The organism is Nocardioides sp. zg-DK7169 (assembly GCF_013155365.1).
Lineage (GTDB): Bacteria > Actinomycetota > Actinomycetes > Propionibacteriales > Nocardioidaceae > Nocardioides.
This window is the reverse complement of record NZ_JABJRA010000007.1, coordinates 178,961-197,684: the sequence shown is the minus strand read 5'-3', so window position 1 is coordinate 197,684 and position 18,724 is coordinate 178,961. Positions and strand designations below refer to the sequence as shown.

Annotated in this window: 17 protein-coding genes and 2 tRNA genes; 16 read left to right on the top strand and 3 right to left on the bottom strand. The window is 72.3% G+C overall.

Annotated elements, in window-relative coordinates; translation table 11 throughout:
* The first annotated feature begins 4 nt into the window (after positions 1 to 4).
* The 6 genes from metG (at position 5) to HOQ23_RS13260 (ending at position 5,651) form a co-directional block, all read left to right on the top strand.
* Entirely contained in the window at positions 5 to 1,801 is a 1,797-nt protein-coding gene (metG, locus tag HOQ23_RS13285) for a methionine--tRNA ligase (RefSeq protein WP_172215078.1), read from the top strand.
* Between the two features lie 135 nt (positions 1,802 to 1,936).
* Positions 1,937 to 2,473, top strand: a complete 537-nt coding sequence (locus HOQ23_RS13280; RefSeq protein WP_172215077.1) for a SigE family RNA polymerase sigma factor — start codon at positions 1,937 to 1,939, stop codon at positions 2,471 to 2,473.
* Positions 2,466 to 3,620 carry a hypothetical protein gene (locus tag HOQ23_RS13275; RefSeq protein ID WP_172215076.1) on the top strand — a complete coding sequence of 385 codons (1,155 nt, stop codon included), beginning with the start codon at positions 2,466 to 2,468 and terminating at the stop codon, positions 3,618 to 3,620. Before HOQ23_RS13280 ends, HOQ23_RS13275 begins: the two co-directional genes overlap by 8 nt.
* Positions 3,621 to 3,656: 36 nt before the next feature.
* On the top strand, positions 3,657 to 4,226 hold the full coding sequence (locus HOQ23_RS13270; RefSeq protein WP_172215075.1) for a hypothetical protein: 570 nt from the start codon (positions 3,657 to 3,659) through the stop codon (positions 4,224 to 4,226).
* Positions 4,227 to 4,230: 4 nt separating this feature from the next.
* Entirely contained in the window at positions 4,231 to 5,118 is an 888-nt protein-coding gene (locus HOQ23_RS13265) for an alpha/beta hydrolase (protein ID WP_172215074.1), read from the top strand.
* 17 nt (positions 5,119 to 5,135) lie between these two features.
* The gene (locus HOQ23_RS13260; RefSeq protein WP_172215073.1) at positions 5,136 to 5,651 is read left to right on the top strand and encodes a ribose-5-phosphate isomerase; all 516 of its coding nucleotides are present in this window, start codon (positions 5,136 to 5,138) and stop codon (positions 5,649 to 5,651) included.
* Positions 5,652 to 5,660: 9 nt separating this feature from the next.
* On the opposite strand, the gene HOQ23_RS13255 is transcribed toward HOQ23_RS13260, so the two are convergent.
* Positions 5,661 to 6,815 carry a hypothetical protein gene (locus tag HOQ23_RS13255; RefSeq protein WP_172215072.1) on the bottom strand — a complete coding sequence of 385 codons (1,155 nt, stop codon included), beginning with the start codon at positions 6,813 to 6,815 and terminating at the stop codon, positions 5,661 to 5,663.
* A gap of 60 nt (positions 6,816 to 6,875) precedes the next feature.
* On the opposite strand from HOQ23_RS13255, the gene HOQ23_RS13250 reads away from it, so the two are divergent.
* The 9 genes from HOQ23_RS13250 to HOQ23_RS13210 all read left to right on the top strand — a co-directional run bounded on the left by HOQ23_RS13250 (position 6,876) and on the right by HOQ23_RS13210 (position 14,266).
* Positions 6,876 to 7,730, top strand: a complete 855-nt coding sequence (locus tag HOQ23_RS13250; RefSeq protein ID WP_172215071.1) for an Fpg/Nei family DNA glycosylase — start codon at positions 6,876 to 6,878, stop codon at positions 7,728 to 7,730.
* Positions 7,731 to 7,759: 29 nt separating this feature from the next.
* Entirely contained in the window at positions 7,760 to 8,857 is a 1,098-nt protein-coding gene (locus tag HOQ23_RS13245) for a PP2C family protein-serine/threonine phosphatase (RefSeq protein WP_172215070.1), read from the top strand.
* Between the two features lie 112 nt (positions 8,858 to 8,969).
* Positions 8,970 to 9,043 (top strand) — tRNA-Gly (locus HOQ23_RS13240).
* A 45-nt stretch (positions 9,044 to 9,088) separates the two neighbouring features.
* A tRNA-Pro gene (locus HOQ23_RS13235) sits at positions 9,089 to 9,161 on the top strand.
* A 69-nt stretch (positions 9,162 to 9,230) separates the two neighbouring features.
* Positions 9,231 to 10,643, top strand: coding sequence for a trigger factor (gene tig, locus HOQ23_RS13230; protein WP_172215069.1), 1,413 nt, complete (start codon positions 9,231 to 9,233; stop codon positions 10,641 to 10,643).
* Positions 10,644 to 10,875: 232 nt separating this feature from the next.
* On the top strand, positions 10,876 to 11,481 hold the full coding sequence (locus HOQ23_RS13225; RefSeq protein WP_172215139.1) for an ATP-dependent Clp protease proteolytic subunit: 606 nt from the start codon (positions 10,876 to 10,878) through the stop codon (positions 11,479 to 11,481).
* A gap of 4 nt (positions 11,482 to 11,485) precedes the next feature.
* Positions 11,486 to 12,142, top strand: a complete 657-nt coding sequence (locus HOQ23_RS13220) for an ATP-dependent Clp protease proteolytic subunit (RefSeq protein WP_301539785.1) — start codon at positions 11,486 to 11,488, stop codon at positions 12,140 to 12,142.
* Between the two features lie 101 nt (positions 12,143 to 12,243).
* Entirely contained in the window at positions 12,244 to 13,524 is a 1,281-nt protein-coding gene (gene clpX, locus HOQ23_RS13215) for an ATP-dependent Clp protease ATP-binding subunit ClpX (RefSeq protein ID WP_172215068.1), read from the top strand.
* A 115-nt stretch (positions 13,525 to 13,639) separates the two neighbouring features.
* Positions 13,640 to 14,266 carry a hypothetical protein gene (locus tag HOQ23_RS13210; protein WP_172215067.1) on the top strand — a complete coding sequence of 209 codons (627 nt, stop codon included), beginning with the start codon at positions 13,640 to 13,642 and terminating at the stop codon, positions 14,264 to 14,266.
* Between the two features lie 56 nt (positions 14,267 to 14,322).
* On the opposite strand, the gene valS is transcribed toward HOQ23_RS13210, so the two are convergent.
* The gene (gene valS, locus HOQ23_RS13205) at positions 14,323 to 16,944 is read right to left on the bottom strand and encodes a valine--tRNA ligase (protein ID WP_172215066.1); all 2,622 of its coding nucleotides are present in this window, start codon (positions 16,942 to 16,944) and stop codon (positions 14,323 to 14,325) included.
* Positions 16,945 to 17,021: 77 nt separating this feature from the next.
* Between valS and HOQ23_RS13200 the strand changes: the two genes are divergently transcribed.
* Positions 17,022 to 17,933, top strand: coding sequence for a GNAT family N-acetyltransferase (locus tag HOQ23_RS13200; protein ID WP_216654194.1), 912 nt, complete (start codon positions 17,022 to 17,024; stop codon positions 17,931 to 17,933).
* Here the strand turns inward: HOQ23_RS13200 and HOQ23_RS13195 are convergent.
* Positions 17,921 to 18,718 (bottom strand): flavodoxin family protein, encoded by a 798-nt coding sequence (locus HOQ23_RS13195; RefSeq protein WP_172215065.1) that lies wholly within the window; start codon positions 18,716 to 18,718, stop codon positions 17,921 to 17,923. The two genes, HOQ23_RS13200 and HOQ23_RS13195, sit on opposite strands and share 13 nt — an antisense overlap.
* Between the last annotated feature and the right edge of the window lie 6 nt (positions 18,719 to 18,724).

Genomic DNA, 18,724 nt, shown 5'->3' with positions numbered 1-18,724 from the left:
GCCCATGAGCACTGTGCTGTCTGCCGTCGCCTGGCCCTACGCCAACGGGCCCCGCCACATCGGTCACGTCGCCGGCTTCGGCGTGCCCTCCGACGTCTTCAGCCGCTACATGCGCATGGCGGGCCACGACGTCCTGATGGTGTCGGGCACCGACGAGCACGGCACGCCGATCCTGGTCGCCGCCGACAAGGCCGGCGTCACCCCGGTCCAGCTGACCAACGAGAACAACCGGGTCATCGTCGAGGACCTGGTCGGCCTGGGGCTGTCCTACGACCTGTTCACCCGCACCACCACCGGCAACCACTACGCCGTGGTGCAGGAGATGTTCACGACCGTCTACCGCAACGGCTACATGGTCGAGCAGACCACCCAGTCGGCGATCAGCCCCTCGACCGGGCGCACGCTGCCGGACCGCTACATCGAGGGCACCTGCCCGATCTGCAAGTACCCCGAGGCCCGCGGCGACCAGTGCGACAACTGCGGCAACCAGCTCGACCCGACCGACCTGATCGACCCGCGCTCGAAGATCAACGGCGAGACGCCGGAGTTCGTGGAGACCCAGCACTTCTTCCTCGACCTGCCGGCGCTCGCCGACGCGCTCGGGGAGTGGCTGGCCGGGCGCGAGGCGTCCGGCACCTGGCGGCCCAACGTCATCCGCTTCTCCCTCAACATCCTCAAGGAGATCCGTCCGCGCGCCATGACGCGCGACATCGACTGGGGCATCCCGATCCCGCTGGAGGGCTGGCGCGAGCAGCCGACCAAGCGGCTCTACGTCTGGTTCGACGCGGTGATCGGCTACCTGTCGGCCTCGATCGAGTGGGCGCGGCGCAGCGGCGACCCCGACGCCTGGCGCCGCTGGTGGAACGACCCCGAGGCCCTGTCGTACTACTTCATGGGCAAGGACAACATCACCTTCCACTCCCAGATCTGGCCCGCCGAGCTGCTGGCCTACGCCGGCCAGGGCGAGCGCGGCGGCGAGCCCGGCCAGTACGGCGTGCTCAACCTGCCCACCGAGGTCGTCTCCTCGGAGTACCTCACGATGGGCGACCAGCAGTTCTCCTCCAGCCGCGGCCACGTGCTCTACGTCCGCGACTTCCTCGCCGAGTTCGGCCCCGACGCGCTGCGCTACTTCATCTGCGCCGCGGGCCCGGAGACCTCCGACGCGGCGTTCACCTGGAACGACTTCGTCACCCGCAACAATTCCGAGCTGGTGGCCGGCTGGGGCAACCTCGTCAACCGCACCGCGGCGATGGTCGCCAAGAACTTCGGCGAGATCCCGGCCGCGGGCCCGCTGGAGCCGGTCGACGAGGAGGTCCTCGCGGCGGTGCGCACCGGCTTCGACACCGTCGGCGAGCTGCTGCGCCACCACAAGCTGCGCGCGGGCATCGCCGAGGCGATGCGGGTGGTCGGCGAGGTGAACAAGTACCTCACCGTCACCGAGCCCTACAAGATGAAGGACCCGAGCCAGGCCGAGCGCCTCGCCACGGTCCTGCACGTCGCGGCCCAGTGCGTGCTCGACTGCAACACGATCCTGGCGCCGTTCCTCCCGCACGCCGCCAACCGGGTGCACGCGGTCTTCGGCGGCGAGGGCGAGTTGATGCCGATGCCGCGCGTCGACGAGGTCAGCGACCTCGACCCCGGCGTGGGCCCGAACGACGAGACCTACCCGGTCATCACCGGCGACTACTCGGCCACGCCGACCTGGGAGTCCCACCCGGTCACCGTGGGCGCGAAGGTCGCCAAGCCGACGCCGGTCTTCACCAAGCTCGACCTCGACGAGGTGCTCGCCGAGCGGTCCTGACGCCGAGGCCGATCGGCCCGAGCCCGCCACGCACGCCCCGCAGCCGTCACGGCTGCGGGGCGTCGTGTCGTCCCGGGGCGGTCCAGACCGCCGAGCGGACTGCAACACTGCGGCCTCGCCGTGCGTAGAGGGGGCATGACGGTGGAGCAGCGGGACCGTGCCGAGGTGGCCCCCGACGCGGAGGGGTTCGCGGCCTTCGTGAGCGCCCGCGGCCCGGCGCTCCAGCGCTTCGCCTTCCTGCTCACCGGCTCCGCGCACGACGCCGCCGACCTCGTGCAGGAGGCACTCGCGAGCGCCTGGCCCCGGTGGTCGCGGCTCGCGCAGAGCGAGACCATCGAGGCCTACGTGCGCCGCAGCATCGTCAACGCCTCGGTCAGCGCCTGGCGCAAGACCCGGCGCCAGGTGTCGGTGGCGCACCCCGAGACGCTGCCGCGCCGCGAGCGGGTGGCCGACCACGCGGGCCCGCTGGGCGACGCCGACCACGCGTGGCGCCTGTGCGAGGGGCTCCCGCCGCAGCAGCGCGCCGCGGTGGTGCTGCGCTTCTACGAGGACCTGCCGTTCCGCCAGGTCGCCGAGGCGCTGGGCTGCCCCGAGAGCACCGCCCGCTCCCACGTGCACCGCGCGGTCGCCGCGCTTCGCCTACGCCTCGAGGAGGAGACCGACCGTGCCTGAGCAGAGTGAGCACCAGTCCGACCGGCGCGCCGAGGCCGCCTTCCGCGAGGCGTTCGCGCGCCGCGCGGACGCCTACGACCCGCTCCCTCTCGACCTCTCCGCGCCGCAGCCGCGCGCCACACGGCGTACGACGTGGTGGTGGCCGGCCGTCGCGGCCGTGCTGGTGCTCGTCGTCTCGGGTGCGCTGCTCCTCGGCCGCGGCGACGGGACGGTCGCGCCCCCGGCGGCGGTGGACCCGGCGGGAGCCGCCGACGACGCGGGGGAGCCCGGCGCCGCGGAGCCGGGCCACGCCTGGGTCACCTGGCGCGACGTGGCGGTGCAGGTGCCGCAGGAGTGGGCGGACAACGACGGCCGCAGCGAGCTCGGCCCCGATTGGTGCGGTGCTCATGACGCCGACGCCGCGGCGGGTGGTGCCCGCCCGCACGTCGCGCGGGAAGGGCTGGACAGGGTGGTCTTCGCCATCGGGTGCCAACCACCCGAGGAGGGGCGTCCGGCGACGTTCGGCGCCGCTCCCACCGAACGGTGGGCTCCGCACGTCAGCTTCGAGACTGCGTCGCGCGAGGTGGTGGATGGCACCGCGTCGTACGCCGGGTGGACGATCGTGACCCGCACCCTGGGCGACGTGCAGGTCCGGGTCTGGACCCCCGACGACGACGCTGATCTGGCCGCGCGGGTCGCCGGGTCGGCGCGCCGGGTCGCGACCGACCAGAACGGCTGCCCGACCGAGAGCGTCGTGCAGTACCGCGGCTGGTCCTCGCCGGATCCCGTGGACCTGGCGGCGCTGCGCGACGTGGACTCCGCCGCGGTCTGTCGTTACCTGCCTTCCCGGCCCGCAACTCCTGGCCTGCTCGCCTCGCGTTCGCTCGATCGCAACGAGGCCGAGGACCTCGTCGCGGCGCTCCTCGACGCGCCGGGGGCCGAGGCTGGCCAGCGCTCGTCGTGTGCCGCTGACGACCTCGTGCTGGTGCGCATCCGCCATGCCGACGGCGTCGCGGAGCTCCACGCGGCGCTGTCATGCGTGCGGGGCGCGCTGAGCGACGGGACCCGCGTCTACGACATGACCCGCGAGGTCTGTCACGGCCTGCTCGACGGCGCGGTGTCGCTCAACGTCGTGCCTGGGAGGCTGTTCGCGGTCTGCCGGGACTGACCAGGAACGGCATCCGGCGCCGCTAGGCTGCGCGCCATGCCTGCTGCGATGCACCTGCCCCTCTTCTACGTCCACCAGAAGTTCGCGATGACGACCAACGTCTACCGCCTCGTCGCCGCGAATCCGGACGGCTCCGAGGGGCAGCTGATGGGACTGGCCCAGCAGAAGCGGATGGCCTTCAAGGAGCAGGTCACCTTCTACTCGGATGAGTCGAAGTCCCGCCCGGTCTTCAGCTTCAAGGCGCGCAAGAAGATCGACCTCAACGCCGGCTACGACGTGCTCGACGAGGGCGGCCAGCCGCTGGGGTTCTTCAAGAAGGAGTTCGGCGCCAGCCTGCTGCGCTCGACGTTCGCCCTCGAGGGCCCGGGGTACGCCGGCACCGGCCAGGAGCGCAGCCAGGCGATCGCGCTGATCCGGCGCTTCGCCGACATCCCGTTCCTGCCGATCCACTTCGACTTCGTCGACGCCGCGGGGCGGCCGATCATGAGCGTCGAGCGCCAGGGCTCCATCCGGGACCGCTACACCGTGCACGTGCCCCACCCCGAGGTGGACTTCCGGGTGGCCGCGGCGGTCGCGGTCGGCCTCGACGCGCTGATGCAGCGCTGATCCCGTGCTGTTCCCCGAGTCGGTGCGCGCCGTCGCGGCGGCCGCCGAGGAGACGCCGGTCCACACCCCGGGCTACGACATCGAGGCCGCGCGCCGGGAGGCCCGCGAGGCCGCGCTCGCCGAGCCGCGCGAGGAGGTCGCCGAGGTGCGCGACCTCGACGCCGACGGCGTGCCCTGCCGCCTGTACGTTCCCGAGGGCGCCGACCCCGGCCTGGTGGTGCACCTGCACGGCGGCGGCTTCGTCTTCCACGACGTCGAGGTCCACGACGCCGCGGCGCGCCGGCTGGCCAACCGCACCGGGCTGGCGGTGCTGAGCGTGGACTACCGGCGCCCGCCCGAGCACCGGTTCCCGGCCGCGCCCGACGACGTCGACACCGTCATGGCCTGGCTCGGCCCCGACGGCGGGGGAGCCGACCTCGGCCGCGGCCCGACGTACGCCCACGGCGACAGCGCGGGCGCCAACCTCGCCCTGGTCGCAGCGCTGCGCAACCCGGGGCGGCTCGCGGCGCTCGCGCTGGTCTACCCCTTCCTCGACCCCGACCAGGCCGGGGAGTCCTACCGCACCGCCGCCGACGGCTTCGACCCCGCCGAGGCCGCCTGGTACTGGGAGCAGTACGCCGCGTCGCCGGCCGACCTGCGAGACCCCGACCTCGCCCCGCTGCGCTCGGACCGGCTCGCCACGCTGCCGCCGACCCTGGTGGTGACCGCGGAGCACGACCCGCTGCGCGACGAGGGCGAGGAGCTCGCCCGCCGCCTCGCGGGCGAGGGTGTGGAGGTCGTCGCGACCCGCTACCTGGGCCAGGTGCACGGGTTCTGGCGCTTCCCCGATGTGTTCCCCGCCGCAGAGCCGCTGACCGTGCAGGTGGCCGGGTTCCTGCGCCTGCACGGGTGACTGGAAGAATCGGCGCCATGCGCGTGCACCTCGGCTCCGACCATGCCGGCCTCGACCTCAAGGACCACCTGATGAACTGGTTGGTCGACAACGGCTACGAGCCGGTCGACCACGGCCCCTTCGTCTACGACGCCCTCGACGACTACCCCGTCTTCTGCCTGCGCGCCGCCGAGGCGGTGGCGGCGGAGCGCGCCGAGGGCCTCGACAGCCTCGGCGTCGTCATCGGCGGCTCCGGCAACGGCGAGCAGATGGCCGCCAACAAGGTGCTCGGCATCCGCGCCGCGCTGGTGTGGTCCGAGGAGACCGCCGTGCTCGCCCGCGAGCACAACGACGCGAACGTGGTGTCGGTCGGTGGGCGCATGCACACCCTCGAGGAGATGACCACCTTCGTGAGCACCTTCCTCGCCACGCCCTTCACCGGCGACGAGCGCCATGTGCGCCGCATCGGCCAGCTCGGCTCCTACGAGCAGACCCGCGAGCTCCCGCCGCTGCCGGAGTCGGCCATCAACCCGCCGGTCGACCCGCAGGCCTGAGCGACCCGCTCAGCGGCGCAGCCGCCGGCGCACGCCCCGCAGGACCCGGAGCCCCTGGAGGACCGGTGCGGGGACCGCCGGCTGCTGCGCGGCCGCGGCCCGGGCCGCGGCTGCCGGGGGCAGCCGCTCGATGGCGCGCTCGGCGACGATGTCGGACAGCGCCTGGGTCGCCACCCGGAGCAGCTCCTCGCTGCTCGGCGCCGGGGCGTCGGAGAAGTCGGAGTCGCGAGGACGCAGGTCCTCCAGGTCGCCGTGCACCTGGACGCCGCTGGTGCTCAGGAAGCCGATGTCGGCCGCGGCGACCTCCTCGCACCACTCGCGCCACTGGGCGGGCATCTTCAACGAGTCGCCGTCCTGGGAGCCGAGGTGGTGCAGGCCGAGCCAGGACAGCCGGACGTGCCAGGGCGAGCGGGCCCCGTGGCCCCCGCGGCGGCGCTGCTCGGGCGGCGCGACCTCGTTGACCAGGCGCAGCAGGTCGGTCTGGGCGCGCCCGATGGCGGCGTTCACCGGCTCGTCCGGCTCGGTCAGCTCCTTGGCCGGGACGTCGATGACCGCGCAGAAGCGCTCCAGCAGCGTCGGGGTCGCCGTGCGGCTCGCCGGCATGGGTACGACGTGGACCCGCTCGGGAGGCACGTGGGCCGACCAGCGCTCGAGCAGGTCGGGCAGGTCCCGGCCCGCCCAGAAGACCGTGGCGGGGGCGCCGCGGCGCGCCCGCAGGGCGTCGATGAAGGCATCGAGGTCCTGGGTGATGCCGGACTTGACCCGCTGCTGCCACGCCGAGGGCACGATCCGCGAGAACGAGCGCAGCGTGATCACCAGGTGCAGCCGCGAGGGGCCCGCGGCGTCGACGAAGCGTTGCACCTGCTCGACGCTCATCGGCGCGAGCCGCTCGTCGGTGACGAGCGCGCGCGGCAGGGTCGAGGCGGCGAGCTCGCGCTCGAAGTCCTCGACGGCGCTCACGATCGCGGCCGGGTCCCGCTGCGGGTCGACCTGGTCGCGCAGCGCGAGCATCAGCCAGTAGTTGTCGCGGCGGCTGCGGGGGACCATGTCCAGGCCGTGGCGCGCGAGCGCGTCGGTCGACCCGAAGAGGGTCTCCTGGAGGTAGGTCGTGCCGGTCTTCGGCAGCCCGACGTGGACGAAGAGATCCCGCACCGGCTCCACCATGCGGCGGATTCTAGTGTGGGCTCGGCACCCGACCGAGGTTGCCCCGTCAAAGGAGCTCGATTGCCCGAGGGACACACCCTGCACCGCCTCGCCGGTCAGCTGCGCCGGGTCTTCGGCGGCTCCGTCGTCCGCGTCGGCAGCCCGCAGGGCCGCTTCGCCGAGGCCGCCGCCCTGCTCGACGGCAGCGTGCTGGAGGACGCCGAGGCCTGGGGCAAGCACCTGTTCGTCGACTTCGGCGCCGAGCGCTACGTGCACGTCCACCTCGGTCTCTACGGCCGCTTCGACGTCCACGACGGCCTCGACCCCGCCACCGAGGAGGTCCCCGCCCCGGTCGGCCAGGTCCGGCTGCGGCTGGTGCGCGCCGACGCCACGGCGTACGCCGACCTGCGCGGCGCGACCGCCTGCGAGCTGCTCACCGCCGAGCAGCGCGACGCGATCCTCGCGAGGTCGGGCCCGGACCCGCTGCGCCCCGACGCCGACCCCGGTCGCGCCTGGGAGCGGATCCGGCGCAGCCGGGCCCCGATCGGGGGCCTGCTGATGGACCAGTCCGTGCTCGCAGGCGTCGGCAACGTCTACCGCGCGGAGGTGCTGTTCCGGCACCGCATCGACCCGATGCGTCCCGGCAACACCCTGCGCCAGGGCCAGTTCCGCGCGATCTGGGACGACCTGGTCGAGCTGATGACGGAGGGGGTCCGCACCGGACGCATCGACACCGTGCGGCCGGAGCACACGCCCGAGGCGATGGGCCGCGCGCCGCGCCGCGACGACCATGGCGGGGAGGTCTACGTCTACCGTCGCCAGGGCCAGCCGTGCCTGGTGTGCGGGGCGACGATCCGCACCGAGGTGCTCCAGGGACGCAACCTGTTCTGGTGCCCGCGATGCCAGCCCCGCTTCCGCTCGCGAGCCGTACAGTGACCTTCACCCCGACGAAGGACCCCCACCCCATGGACGCGTCGCTCCCCGCTGCCGGCCGCCCGCGCCTCACGCTGGTCAAGCGCGTGCAGACCTCGTGGCGCCGCGGCCTGCTGCGCGAGTACCGCCTCGTCGGCGCGCTCGCGCTCGTGACCGCGCTGCTGCCGCTCGCGGTCGCGATCTCGCCGAGCGGCGTGCCGATGTCGGCGTTCATGGTGCCGCTGCTCGTGGGCAGCCTGGTGCTCGGCCCGCGCCAGCTGCACTGGTTCGTGATCTGGGTGCTGGTGATGCTGCTGATCGCGCTGACGATGCAGCCCGAGATCGACTCCCGCGGCGCGGCCTCGGTCGGCATCCAGTTCCTGATGGCCTTCATCGTGCTGCTGTCGTCGTTCCGCCGCTCCCGGCTCGGCGTGGCCGGGGCGATGGGCGAGGCGATGCTGGTCGACCTGCGCGACCGGATCATCAACCAGGGCGGCGTCCCGACCCTGCCGCCGGGGTGGCGCATCGAGTCGGCACTGCGCTCGGCCGGCGGTACGCCGTTCGCCGGCGACTTCTTGGTGGCCACCATGCCCGAGCCGCACCGCATCGAGATGGTCGTCGTCGACGTCTCCGGCAAGGGCGAGCAGGCCGGCACCCGGGCGCTGATGCTGTCCGGCGCGTTCGGCGGCCTGCTCGGGGCGCTGCCGCCCGAGCAGTTCCTGCCCTGTGCCAACGACTACCTGCTGCGCCAGGGGTGGGGCGAGGGCTTCGCGACGGCCGTCCACCTCACCGTGGACCTGCGCTCGGGCGCCTACGAGGTCCGCAGCGCCGGGCACCCGCCGGCGCTGCACCGCGTCTCCGGCTCCGGGCGCTGGAGCATCCTGGAGAGCTCCGGCCCCGTGCTCGGGCTGATCCCGGACGCGGAGTTCGTGGGGGTGGGCGGCGTGCTCGACCACGGCGACGCGGTGCTGCTCTACACCGACGGCATGGTGGAGGAGCCGCAGCGCGACATCGAGCTGGGCATCGACCGGCTGCTGGGGGAGGCCGAGCGGCTGCTCGCCGACGACTTCACCGGCGCGGCCGACCGGCTCGTCGACACCCTCGGCTCACGCTCGGACGACCGCGCGATGCTCGTCCTGCACCGCGACTGAGGCCGGCGGGCGGCCGAGCGGACGGGCTGCGGCGGGGCCGTTTGGGGAGCGGGCCCCGCGGTGTGGCACCATGACTTCCGGTCTCGGTGCGCTCACGCGCGTCACGACCAGCGCGGATGTAGCTCAATGGTAGAGCCCCAGTCTTCCAAACTGGCTACGCGGGTTCGATTCCCGTCATCCGCTCCAGGGAGTCATCCGGACCGTCCTGACGGCCCCGGACGGCGACTTGTGCGGGGCGTAGCGTAGTGGCTAGCGCGCCTGCTTTGGGAGCAGGAGATCGCAGGTTCGAGTCCTGTCGCCCCGACGCACTGACCACCACCATCACATGGCGGCCCATCGGGCCGCCACGACCCAGATTGACAGGAGACAGCCTGTGAAGAGCGCCGTCGAGACCTTGAGCCCGACCAGGGCCAAGCTGACCGTCGAGGTGCCCTTCGAGGAGCTCAAGCCGAGCCTCGACGCGGCGTACAAGCGGATCGCCCAGCAGATCAACGTCCCCGGCTTCCGCCGCGGGAAGGTGCCCCCGATGGTCATCGACCGTCAGGTGGGCCGCGGTGCGGTGCTCGACGAGGCCGTCAACGAGGTGCTCCCGAAGAAGTACGTGGAGGCGCTCGAGGCCAACTCCCTCCAGCCGCTCGCGCAGCCGGAGATCGAGGTCACCCGCTTCGAGGACAACGAGACCCTCGAGTTCACCGCCGAGGTCGACGTCAAGCCCGAGATCGAGCTGCCGGCCTACCTCGGCCTCGAGGCCGAGGTCGACGACATCGAGGTCAGCGACGAGGACGTCGAGGAGCAGGTCAAGGCGCTGCGTGAGCGCTTCGCCACCCTGCGCGACGTCGAGCGCCCCGCCGCCGACGGCGACTTCGTGGTGCTGGACCTGGTCGCGACCAAGGACGGCGAGACCGTCGACGGCGCCGAGGTCAGCGGCATGTCCTACCAGGTCGGCCGCGGCGGCATGATCGACGGCCTCGACGAGGCCCTGGTGGGCCTCGCGGCCGGCGAGGAGAAGGTCTTCACCTCCGAGCTCGTGGGCGGTGACCTGGTCGGCCAGTCCGTCGAGGTCGCGGTCAAGGTCTCCCAGGTGCAGGAGCAGGAGCTCCCCGAGTACGACGACGAGTTCGCCCAGCTCGCCTCGGAGTTCGACACCGCCGAGGAGCTCACCGTCGACGTGCGCGAGCGCCTCGGTCGCGGCAAGCGCCTCGAGCAGGCCGCCGCCGCCCGCGACGCCGTCCTCGAGTCGCTGCTGGAGAAGGTCGAGATCCCGCTGCCCGAGGGCATCGTGACCGACGAGCTCAACGCGCGCCGCCAGAACATCGAGCAGCAGCTCGCCTACGCCGGCATCACGATGGAGAAGTACCTCGAGGACGAGGGCCAGACCATCGACGAGTTCGAGGCCGACCTCGAGCGCCGGGTCCGCGACGCGGTCGCCGCCCAGTTCATCCTGGACGAGATCGCGAAGAAGGAGGAGCTCGGGATCGATCAGAACGAGCTCACCCAGCACATGATCCGACGCGCCCAGCAGTCCGGCCAGGACCCGCAGGAGTTCGTCAACCACATGGTGGAGCACAACCACATCCCCGACCTCGTGCAGGAGATCCTGCGTGGCAAGGCGCTCGCGACCCTGGTCGAGGCCGCCGTGGTCAAGGACGCCTCCGGCAACGTGGTGGACATGAAGAACCTGCGCCCCGACGGCTCGATCGGTGAGCCCGCCGACGAGGCTGCCGAGGCAGCGGACGCCGACGAGGCCGACTCCGCCGACGAGGCCGAGAAGCCCGCCGAGGCCTGAGCCTCCCCGTACCACCCCGCCAGCGCCCTCCCGGTCCAACCGGGAGGGCGCTGGCGCGTCCGGGGCGGGCCGGGGCTGCCGCGTGACAGGGAACGACCCGCCTCGCCCCCCACCTCGGGCCGGCGCGAAATCCGCTGTCGGCGAACAGCGGGGGATAGTCCGTGGAACTGTCTGTCCCACGGGCTAGGGTCGCAGCGTGACCCAGAACTCGAGCCCCTCGTACGACCACCAGATGGGCGGTGGCGGCGGCATCAACGTCCTCGACGACCACATCTACCAGCGTCTGCTCCGCGAGCGCATCGTGTTCCTCGGTTCCGAGGTCCGCGACCAGAACGCGAACGCGATCTGCGCCCAGCTGCTGCTGCTCTCGGCGGAGGACCCCGAGGCCGACATCTTCCTGCACATCAACAGCCCCGGCGGCTCGGTCGACGCCGGCATGGCCATCTACGACACGATGAACTACATCCCCAACGACGTGGCGACCGTCGGGATGGGCCTGGCCGCCTCGATGGGGCAGTTCCTGCTCTGCGCCGGCACCAAGGGCAAGCGCTACGCCCTGCCGCACGCGCGGATCATGATGCACCAGCCCTCCTCGGGCATGGGCGGCTCCGCCTCGGACATCAAGATCCAGGCCCAGCAGTCGCTGCACATCAAGAAGGTGCTGCTGGAGCTGATCTCCGAGCACACCGGCCAGAGCGTCGAGCAGGTCGAGGCGGACGCCGACCGCGACCGCTGGTTCACCGCCCAGGAGGCGCTGGAGTACGGCCTGGTCGACAAGGTCGTCAAGAGCGCCCGCGAAGCCGCCGACGACGGCCGCCCGGCCCACACGAAGGACTGACACCATGTCGCAGACCCCCCAGGGCACCCACAGCCCCGAGCTGAGCCCGTCGATGAACTACTACATCCCGCAGTGGGAGGAGCGCACGTCGTACGGCGTCCGCCGCATCGACCCCTACGCCAAGCTGTTCGAGGACCGCATCATCTACCTCGGCACCCCGATCTCCGACGACGTCGCCAACGCGGTGATCGCCCAGCTGCTGTGCCTGCAGTCGATGAACCCCGACCAGGACATCAGCATCTACATCAACAGCCCCGGCGGCTCCTTCACCGCGCTGACGGCCATCTACGACACGATCGGCTTCATCAAGCCCGACGTGCAGACGGTGTGCATCGGCCAGGCGGCCTCGGCCGCCGCGGTCCTGCTCGCCGCGGGTGCGCCCGGCAAGCGCCTGGCGCTGCCGAACAGCCGGATCCTGATCCACCAGCCCTACACCGAGGGCACCTTCGGCCAGACCTCGGACATCGAGATCCAGGCCAACGAGATCCTGCGGATGCGCGAGCTGCTCGAGGCCATGCTCGCCAAGCACAGCGGCCGGCCGATCGAGGAGGTCAGCCGCGACATCGAGCGCGACAAGATCCTCACCGCCGACGCCGCGGTCGAGTACGGCCTGATCGACTCGGTGCTCGAGTCGCTGAAGACCCCCGTCCTCACCGCCTGATCGCACACACCAGGTCGGTGCTCCGTGTCCGGTCCCCAGTCCGGGGCCGGCACGGGGTACCGTCGTCGAAGTTTCGCTCGCGTTGAGGAGGATGACCGTCCGTGGCACGAATCGGTGACGGTGGCGACCTGTTGAAGTGTTCCTTCTGCGGGAAGAGTCAGAAGCAGGTCAAGAAGCTGATCGCAGGCCCCGGGGTCTACATCTGCGACGAGTGCATCGACCTGTGCAACGAGATCATCGAGGAGGAGCTGAGCGAGGGCGCCGAGGTCAGCCTCGAGGAGCTGCCCAAGCCCCGCGAGATCTTCGAGTTCCTCAACTCCTACGTGATCGGCCAGGAACAGGCCAAGAAGTCGCTCGCGGTGGCGGTCTACAACCACTACAAGCGCGTCCAGGCCGGCCTCCAGCCCGCCTCGGGCAAGCACAGCAAGGAAGAGGCCGTCGAGGTCGCGAAGTCCAACATCCTCGTGGTGGGACCGACCGGCTGCGGCAAGACCTACCTCGCCCAGACGCTGGCCCGCATGCTCAACGTCCCGTTCGCCATCGCCGACGCCACGGCGCTGACGGAGGCCGGCTACGTCGGCGAGGACGTCGAGAACATCCTGCTCAAGCTGATCCAGGCGGCCGACTACGACGTCAAGAAGGCCGAGACCGGGATCATCTACATCGACGAGATCGACAAGGTGGCCCGCAAGGCGGAGAACCCCTCGATCACGCGCGACGTCTCCGGTGAGGGCGTCCAGCAGGCGCTGCTGAAGATCATCGAGGGCACCACCGCCTCGGTGCCGCCGCAGGGCGGGCGCAAGCACCCGCACCAGGAGTTCATCCAGATCGACACGACGAACATCCTGTTCATCGTGGGCGGCGCTTTCGCCGGGCTCGAGCACATCATCGAGCAGCGGGTCGGCAAGAAGACTCTCGGCTTCACCGCGGAGGTCCGCGGCGAGACCCAGCGCGAGGCCGACGACCTGCTGGCGCTGGTGCGTCCCGAGGACCTCACCAAGTTCGGCCTGATCCCCGAGTTCATCGGCCGCCTGCCCCTGATCGCGAGCGTCACCAAGCTCGACCAGGAGGCGCTGGTGCAGATCCTGACCGAGCCCCGCAACGCCCTGGTGAAGCAGTACCAGAAGCTCTTCGAGCTCGACGGCGTCGAGCTGGAGTTCACCGACGACGCCATCGCCGCGATCGCCGACAAGGCGATGGAGCGCGGCACCGGCGCCCGTGGCCTGCGCGCCATCATCGAGGAGGTCCTCCTCCACGTGATGTACGACGTCCCCTCGCGCGAGGACGTCGCGAAGGTCATCGTGACCGGCGAGGTCGTCTCCGACGACGTGGCGCCCACCCTGGTGCCGCGCGCCGCGGAGAAGAAGAAGAAGTCCGCCTGAGCGGATCCGAGCCGGGCGCGGGCCGCGGTACAGACCACCCGCGCCCGGGCTCGATGCCTCGCCGGTCCTCCGGAAGGATGGGCAGCTCGTGGACCCACGCCGGCGGAGGAGATCGTTGAGCGACGAGCACAGGCGTCCCTTGGTCGCGTTCCTGGTCGTGATGGTGGCCTCCGCGCTCGTGGTCGTCCACGGCGTCCGCAGCGACGCCCTGCGCGGCCTCCTCGAGGTCGCCCCCGCGGTCGTGATCGCGGGCGCCGAGCTCGCCGAGGCGAGCCGGGACGACGTGACCCCGCGCCGTGCCGCCGAACCGGCTCCCGAGCGCGAGGTGGCCTCCGGGCCCGGCTCCGCTCCGGCCCAGGAGGCCCGCACCCGCCCGCGGGGCGGGGACACCGACCGCTCCGGCGACCGCTCGCGCGACGGCGCGCAGATGCAGACCCAGGCCCCCGCGCCGGCGGTCGCCGTCGTGCGCGACCCGAAGCCGGACCGCGGTCCGCGCGACCCGGCACCCGGGCGCCCTGACCACGCCCACGGTCACGAGAAGGACCGCGGCAGGGGACACGCCCATGGCCACGGTCACCGCCACGGCAAGGGCCACGACGACAAGCGTCACGGCAAGGGCCACTCCACGAGCGGCCACCCGGGCCACGCCAAGGGCGGCCACGGGAAGGGCCACTCGAAGGGCCACGGGAAGGGCCACTCGAAGGGCCACGCCACCCACGGCAAGGGCCACGGCCGGCACTAGGACGCGAGGCGTCCCGGCCGGCCGCGGCCCTCATCGGGTGCGGCGGGGGAGCGGGCTCAGCCCTGCTCGACCACGGGTGCGAGCTCGGCGGAGACGCTGATCTCGCCGGCGTCCGCGGACTCGGTGAACACCAGCTCGCCGGTGATCTTGCCGGTCTTGCGCAGGTCCTCGGTGGCCAGCGCGGCCGCACGGACCAGCGCGGCGGGACCGGAGACCTCCACGCGGGAGAGCTCGGCACGCATCGAGACCTTGGCCTGCGACTTCGCGCCGCGGATGCCCGCGAGCACCGAGGCGACGGCGTCGACGGTGGCCGGGTCGGCCGCGGCCGCGGCGCCCAGGTCGAGCTCGGTCGGCCACGAGGCGAGGTGGACCGAGCCCTCACGCCACCACGACCAGACCTCCTCGGTCACGTAGGGCAGGAACGGCGCGAGCAGCCGCAGCTGGACCTCGAGCGCGATCGCCAGGGTGGCCTTGGCCGACGCGGTGGCGGCGCCGCCGTCCTCGGCGTACGCGCGCTCCTTGACCAGCTCGAGGTAGTCGTCGCAGAACTCCCAGAAGAACTTCTCGACCGTCTCCAGCGCGGAGGTGTAGTCGTAGGCGTCGAAGGCCTCGGTCGCCTTGCGGATCACCAGCGCGAGACGGCCCAGGAGGGCGCAGTCGAGCGGCTCGGAGACCTGGAAGGCGTTGAGCTCGGTCGCGCCGACGCCGCCGATGACGAACTTCGAGGCGTTGAGGACCTTCATCGCCAGGCGACGACCGACCTTCATCTGGCTCTCGTCGAACGGCGAGTCCAGGCCGGGGCGCGACATCGCGGCACGCCAGCGCACCGCGTCGGCGCCGAACTTGTCGAGGATCTGGGTCGGGACGACGACGTTGCCCTTGGACTTCGACATCTTCTTGCGGTCGGGGTCGACCACGAAGCCGGAGATCAGGGCGTGGGTCCACGGGGTGGTGCCGTGCTCGAAGTGCGAGCGCACGACCCGCGCGAACAGCCAGGTGCGGATGATGTCGTGGGCCTGGGTGGCCAGGTCCATCGGGAAGACCCGCTCGAACAGGTCGTTGTCGGACTCCCAGCCGCCGGCGATCTGCGGGGTCAGCGACGAGGTCGCCCAGGTGTCCATCACATCGGGGTCGCCGACGAAGCCGCCGGGCTTGCCGCGCTGCTCGGGCTCGTAGCCGCGGGGGGCGTCGGTGGAGGGGTCCACCGGGAGCTCCGCCTCGGTCGGGAGCAGCGGGTGGGCGTAGTCCGGCTCGCCGTCGGCGTCGAGGGGGTACCAGACGGGGAACGGGATGCCGAAGAAGCGCTGGCGCGAGATCAGCCAGTCGCCGTTGAGCCCGCCGACCCAGTTGTCGTAGCGGTGCTTCATGTGGCTGGGGATCCAGGTGATGTCCTCGCCGCGCTCGACCATCTCGGTGCGCAGCGCCGCGTCGCGGCCGCCGTTGCGGATGTACCACTGGCGGGTGGCGACGATCTCGAGCGGCTTGTCGCCCTTCTCGTAGAAGTTCGTCATCCGCTGGGTCGGCTTCGGCTCGCCGTCCAGGTCACCGGACTCGCGCAGCTTGGCCACCATCGCCTCGCGGGCGCTGAAGGCGGTCTTGCCGGCCAGGTCGGCGTACGCCGAGGCGGCGGGCTCGTGGGCGAGCCACTCGGGGGTCTCGCGCAGCAGCCGGCCGTCGCGGCCCATCACGGTGCGCACCGGGAGCTGCAGCTCGCGCCACCACTGCACATCGGTGAGGTCGCCGAAGGTGCAGCACATGGCGATGCCGGCACCCTTGTCCATCTCCGCGGCCGGGTGCGCCAGGACCGGGACCTCCACGCCGAAGACCGGGCTGGTGACGGTGGTGCCGAACAGGTCGGCGTACCGCTCGTCGTCGGGGTGCGCGATCAGCGCGACCACGGCCGGGATCAGCTCGGGGCGGGTGGTCTCGATGTGGATCGGGGTGCCGTCGGGGCGATGGAAGGCCACGCGGTGGTAGGCGCCGGCGTACTCACGGGCCTCCAGCTCGGCCTGGGCGACGGCGGTCTGGAAGGTGACGTCCCACAGGGTCGGCGCCTCCTGCAGGTAGGCCTCGCCGCGGGCGAAGTTGCGCAGGAACGCGCGCTGGCTGGCGGTCTGCGCCTTCGGGCCGATGGTCGTGTAGTGCTGCTTCCAGTCCACCGAGAGGCCCAGGGTGCGCCACAGCGACTCGAAGACCTGCTCGTCCTCGACGACCAGGCGCTCGCACAGCTCGACGAAGTTCGGCCGGCTGATCGGGACCTGGCGCTTCGGGTCCGGCTTGGCCGGCGGGGTGAAGTCGGGGTCGTAGGGCAGCGAGGGGTCGCAGCGCACGCCAAAGTAGTTCTGCACCCGGCGCTCGGTGGGCAGGCCGTTGTCGTCCCAGCCCATCGGGTAGAAGACCGACTTGCCCTGCATGCGCTGGTAGCGCGCGATCAGGTCGGTGTGGGTGTAGGAGAAGACGTGGCCCACGTGCAGGCTGCCGCTGACCGTGGGCGGCGGGGTGTCGATGGAGTACACGTTGGCGCGGGGCTGGGTGCGGTCGAAGGCGTAGGTGTCCTGCTCCTTCCAGCGCTGCGACCACCGGCCCTCGAGGCCCTCGAGCGCAGGCTTCTCCGGTACGACGACCGCGCGGGGGGCGCTGGTCGTGTCTGGGGCCTGGTCCTGCTGGGTCTCGGTCATGGCGAAATCCTAGATCGAGCGACCTCACCTGCGAAAACCGGTTGTGATCGTGGGCACCGTGGTGGCTCACTGCGGTGGTGCCGACCACCTTGGAGCTCACCGAGGACCCCGCCGCCTTCCTCGCCGCGGCGGGCCCCCACCTTGCCGCGGACCCCGTCGTGTCGACGGTCGTGGCGACCGTGGCGGAGCGGATGGCGCGCGGGATCGGCGGGCGCGACCTGCCCTTCCGCTGGTGGGCGGTTGCCCGCGACGCGGAGGGGGTGGTGGTCGGAGCGGCGATGCGGACCGCGCCCTTCGCGCCGTACCCGCCGTTCGTGCTGGCGATGCCCGAGGAGGCGGCGCTCGCGCTGGCCCGCACGTTGCACGCGCGCGGCGAGGTGGTCGAGCAGGTCAACGGCACGCTGCCGGCGGCGCGCGTGGTGGCCGAGGAGACCGCGCGGCTGGCCGGTGGAGTGGCGCGGGTGCACGAGCACCAGCGGCTCTTCGAGCTCGGCGAGGTGGTGCTGCCGCCGGCCCCGCCCGGACGGCTGCGCCGCGCCGAGGCGGGCGAGACCGACCTGGTCCGGGCGTGGTTCGTCGCCTTCGACTCCGACGCCGACGAGCAGGCCGGGCGCGCGCCGGTGCCCGGCGGTGCGGCTGCGCTGACGCGCGAGGAGCTCCGCGCCCGCATCGAGGACGGCGTCGTGTGGCTGTGGGAGGACGAGGACGGGGTGCCGGTCCACCTCACCGCGACCACGCTGCCGGCCCACGGCGTCACCCGGATCGGGCCCGTCTACACCCCGAAGGAGCACCGCGGGCACGGCTACGCCCGCCGCGCGGTCGCGGAGGTCTCTGCGGACCTCCAGGGCCGCGGCGAGCGCTGCTGCCTGTTCACCGACCGGGCCAACCCGGTCGCCAACGCGCTGTACCCGGCGATCGGCTACCGCCAGGTCGCCGAGGTGGTCGAGCTGGTGGTCGGCCCGGTCGCCGGTGCGGCTCAGCCGCGGTAGGGCTTGGCGGAGCCCTCCGCGATGCCCTTGCGGATCTTCTTCTCGACCATCGCCGCGATGCGGTTGGGCACGCGGGGGACCGGGGCGTCGCTGAACCAGTCGGCGTCGAACCAGCCGCGCTCGTGCCAGTACGCCGCGTCGACCGGGCCCTCCTCGCGACCGCCCTCCACCAGCAGCCGGGCCACCCGGAAGCCGATCAGGTCCGCGGTGGTGGGGCGTGGCTCGACCGGGTCGGTCGCGGCGGCGCGCAGGGAGGAGGCCAGCTCGTCGAGGGCGGCGTCCACCTTGGCGCGGTACGGCGCCTTGGCCAGGCCCGGCCCGTTGACCCCGAGCTGACCGACGGTGTGGAAGCCCCAGCGGCGTACCGCGGTCTGCAGGTAGCCCAGCGCGGCGTCGTGGCCGGCGCCCGCGGCCGTGGAGAGCAGGGCGGCGGGCTTGCCGACGTACGCCGGGCGGTGGATGAGGTAGGCGAAGTGGTCGACGAAGCGCTTCATCGTCGCCGAGACGTGGAAGGAGTGCACCGGGGTCGCGAAGAGCACCAGGTCGGCCTCGTCCATCACCGTGCGGGCCGGTGCCGCGCGGTCGTAGGAGGGGCAGGCCTGCTCGCCCTCGGTCATGCACGACAGGCAGGCCGGGCAGCTCGGCCCGAGCCCGAGGTCGTCGGTGGCGACGCTCCCCACCTCGACCGGGCCCTCGCGGCGCATCCGCTCGACCAGGTCCTCGACCAGCCGTCCGGTGGCGCCGGCGGTGCCGTGCCCCGTCCCCATCACCACGCCCAGACGCATGCCGGA

Excerpts from the sequence above, each read along its gene's own strand:
- HOQ23_RS13220 (WP_301539785.1), top strand. The coding sequence starts at position 11,486 with ATGTCGCAGACCCCCCAGGGCACCCACAGCCCCGAGCTGAGCCCGTCG.
- HOQ23_RS13280 (WP_172215077.1), top strand. The coding sequence starts at position 1,937 with ATGACGGTGGAGCAGCGGGACCGTGCCGAGGTGGCCCCCGACGCGGAG.
- HOQ23_RS13270 (WP_172215075.1), top strand. The coding sequence starts at position 3,657 with ATGCCTGCTGCGATGCACCTGCCCCTCTTCTACGTCCACCAGAAGTTC.
- HOQ23_RS13245 (WP_172215070.1), top strand. The coding sequence starts at position 7,760 with ATGGACGCGTCGCTCCCCGCTGCCGGCCGCCCGCGCCTCACGCTGGTC.
- HOQ23_RS13255 (WP_172215072.1), bottom strand. The coding sequence starts at position 6,815 with ATGGTGGAGCCGGTGCGGGATCTCTTCGTCCACGTCGGGCTGCCGAAG.
- valS (WP_172215066.1), bottom strand. The coding sequence starts at position 16,944 with ATGACCGAGACCCAGCAGGACCAGGCCCCAGACACGACCAGCGCCCCC.
- HOQ23_RS13260 (WP_172215073.1), top strand. The coding sequence starts at position 5,136 with ATGCGCGTGCACCTCGGCTCCGACCATGCCGGCCTCGACCTCAAGGAC.
- HOQ23_RS13195 (WP_172215065.1), bottom strand. The coding sequence starts at position 18,718 with ATGCGTCTGGGCGTGGTGATGGGGACGGGGCACGGCACCGCCGGCGCC.
- HOQ23_RS13225 (WP_172215139.1), top strand. The coding sequence starts at position 10,876 with ATGGGCGGTGGCGGCGGCATCAACGTCCTCGACGACCACATCTACCAG.
- metG (WP_172215078.1), top strand. The coding sequence starts at position 5 with ATGAGCACTGTGCTGTCTGCCGTCGCCTGGCCCTACGCCAACGGGCCC.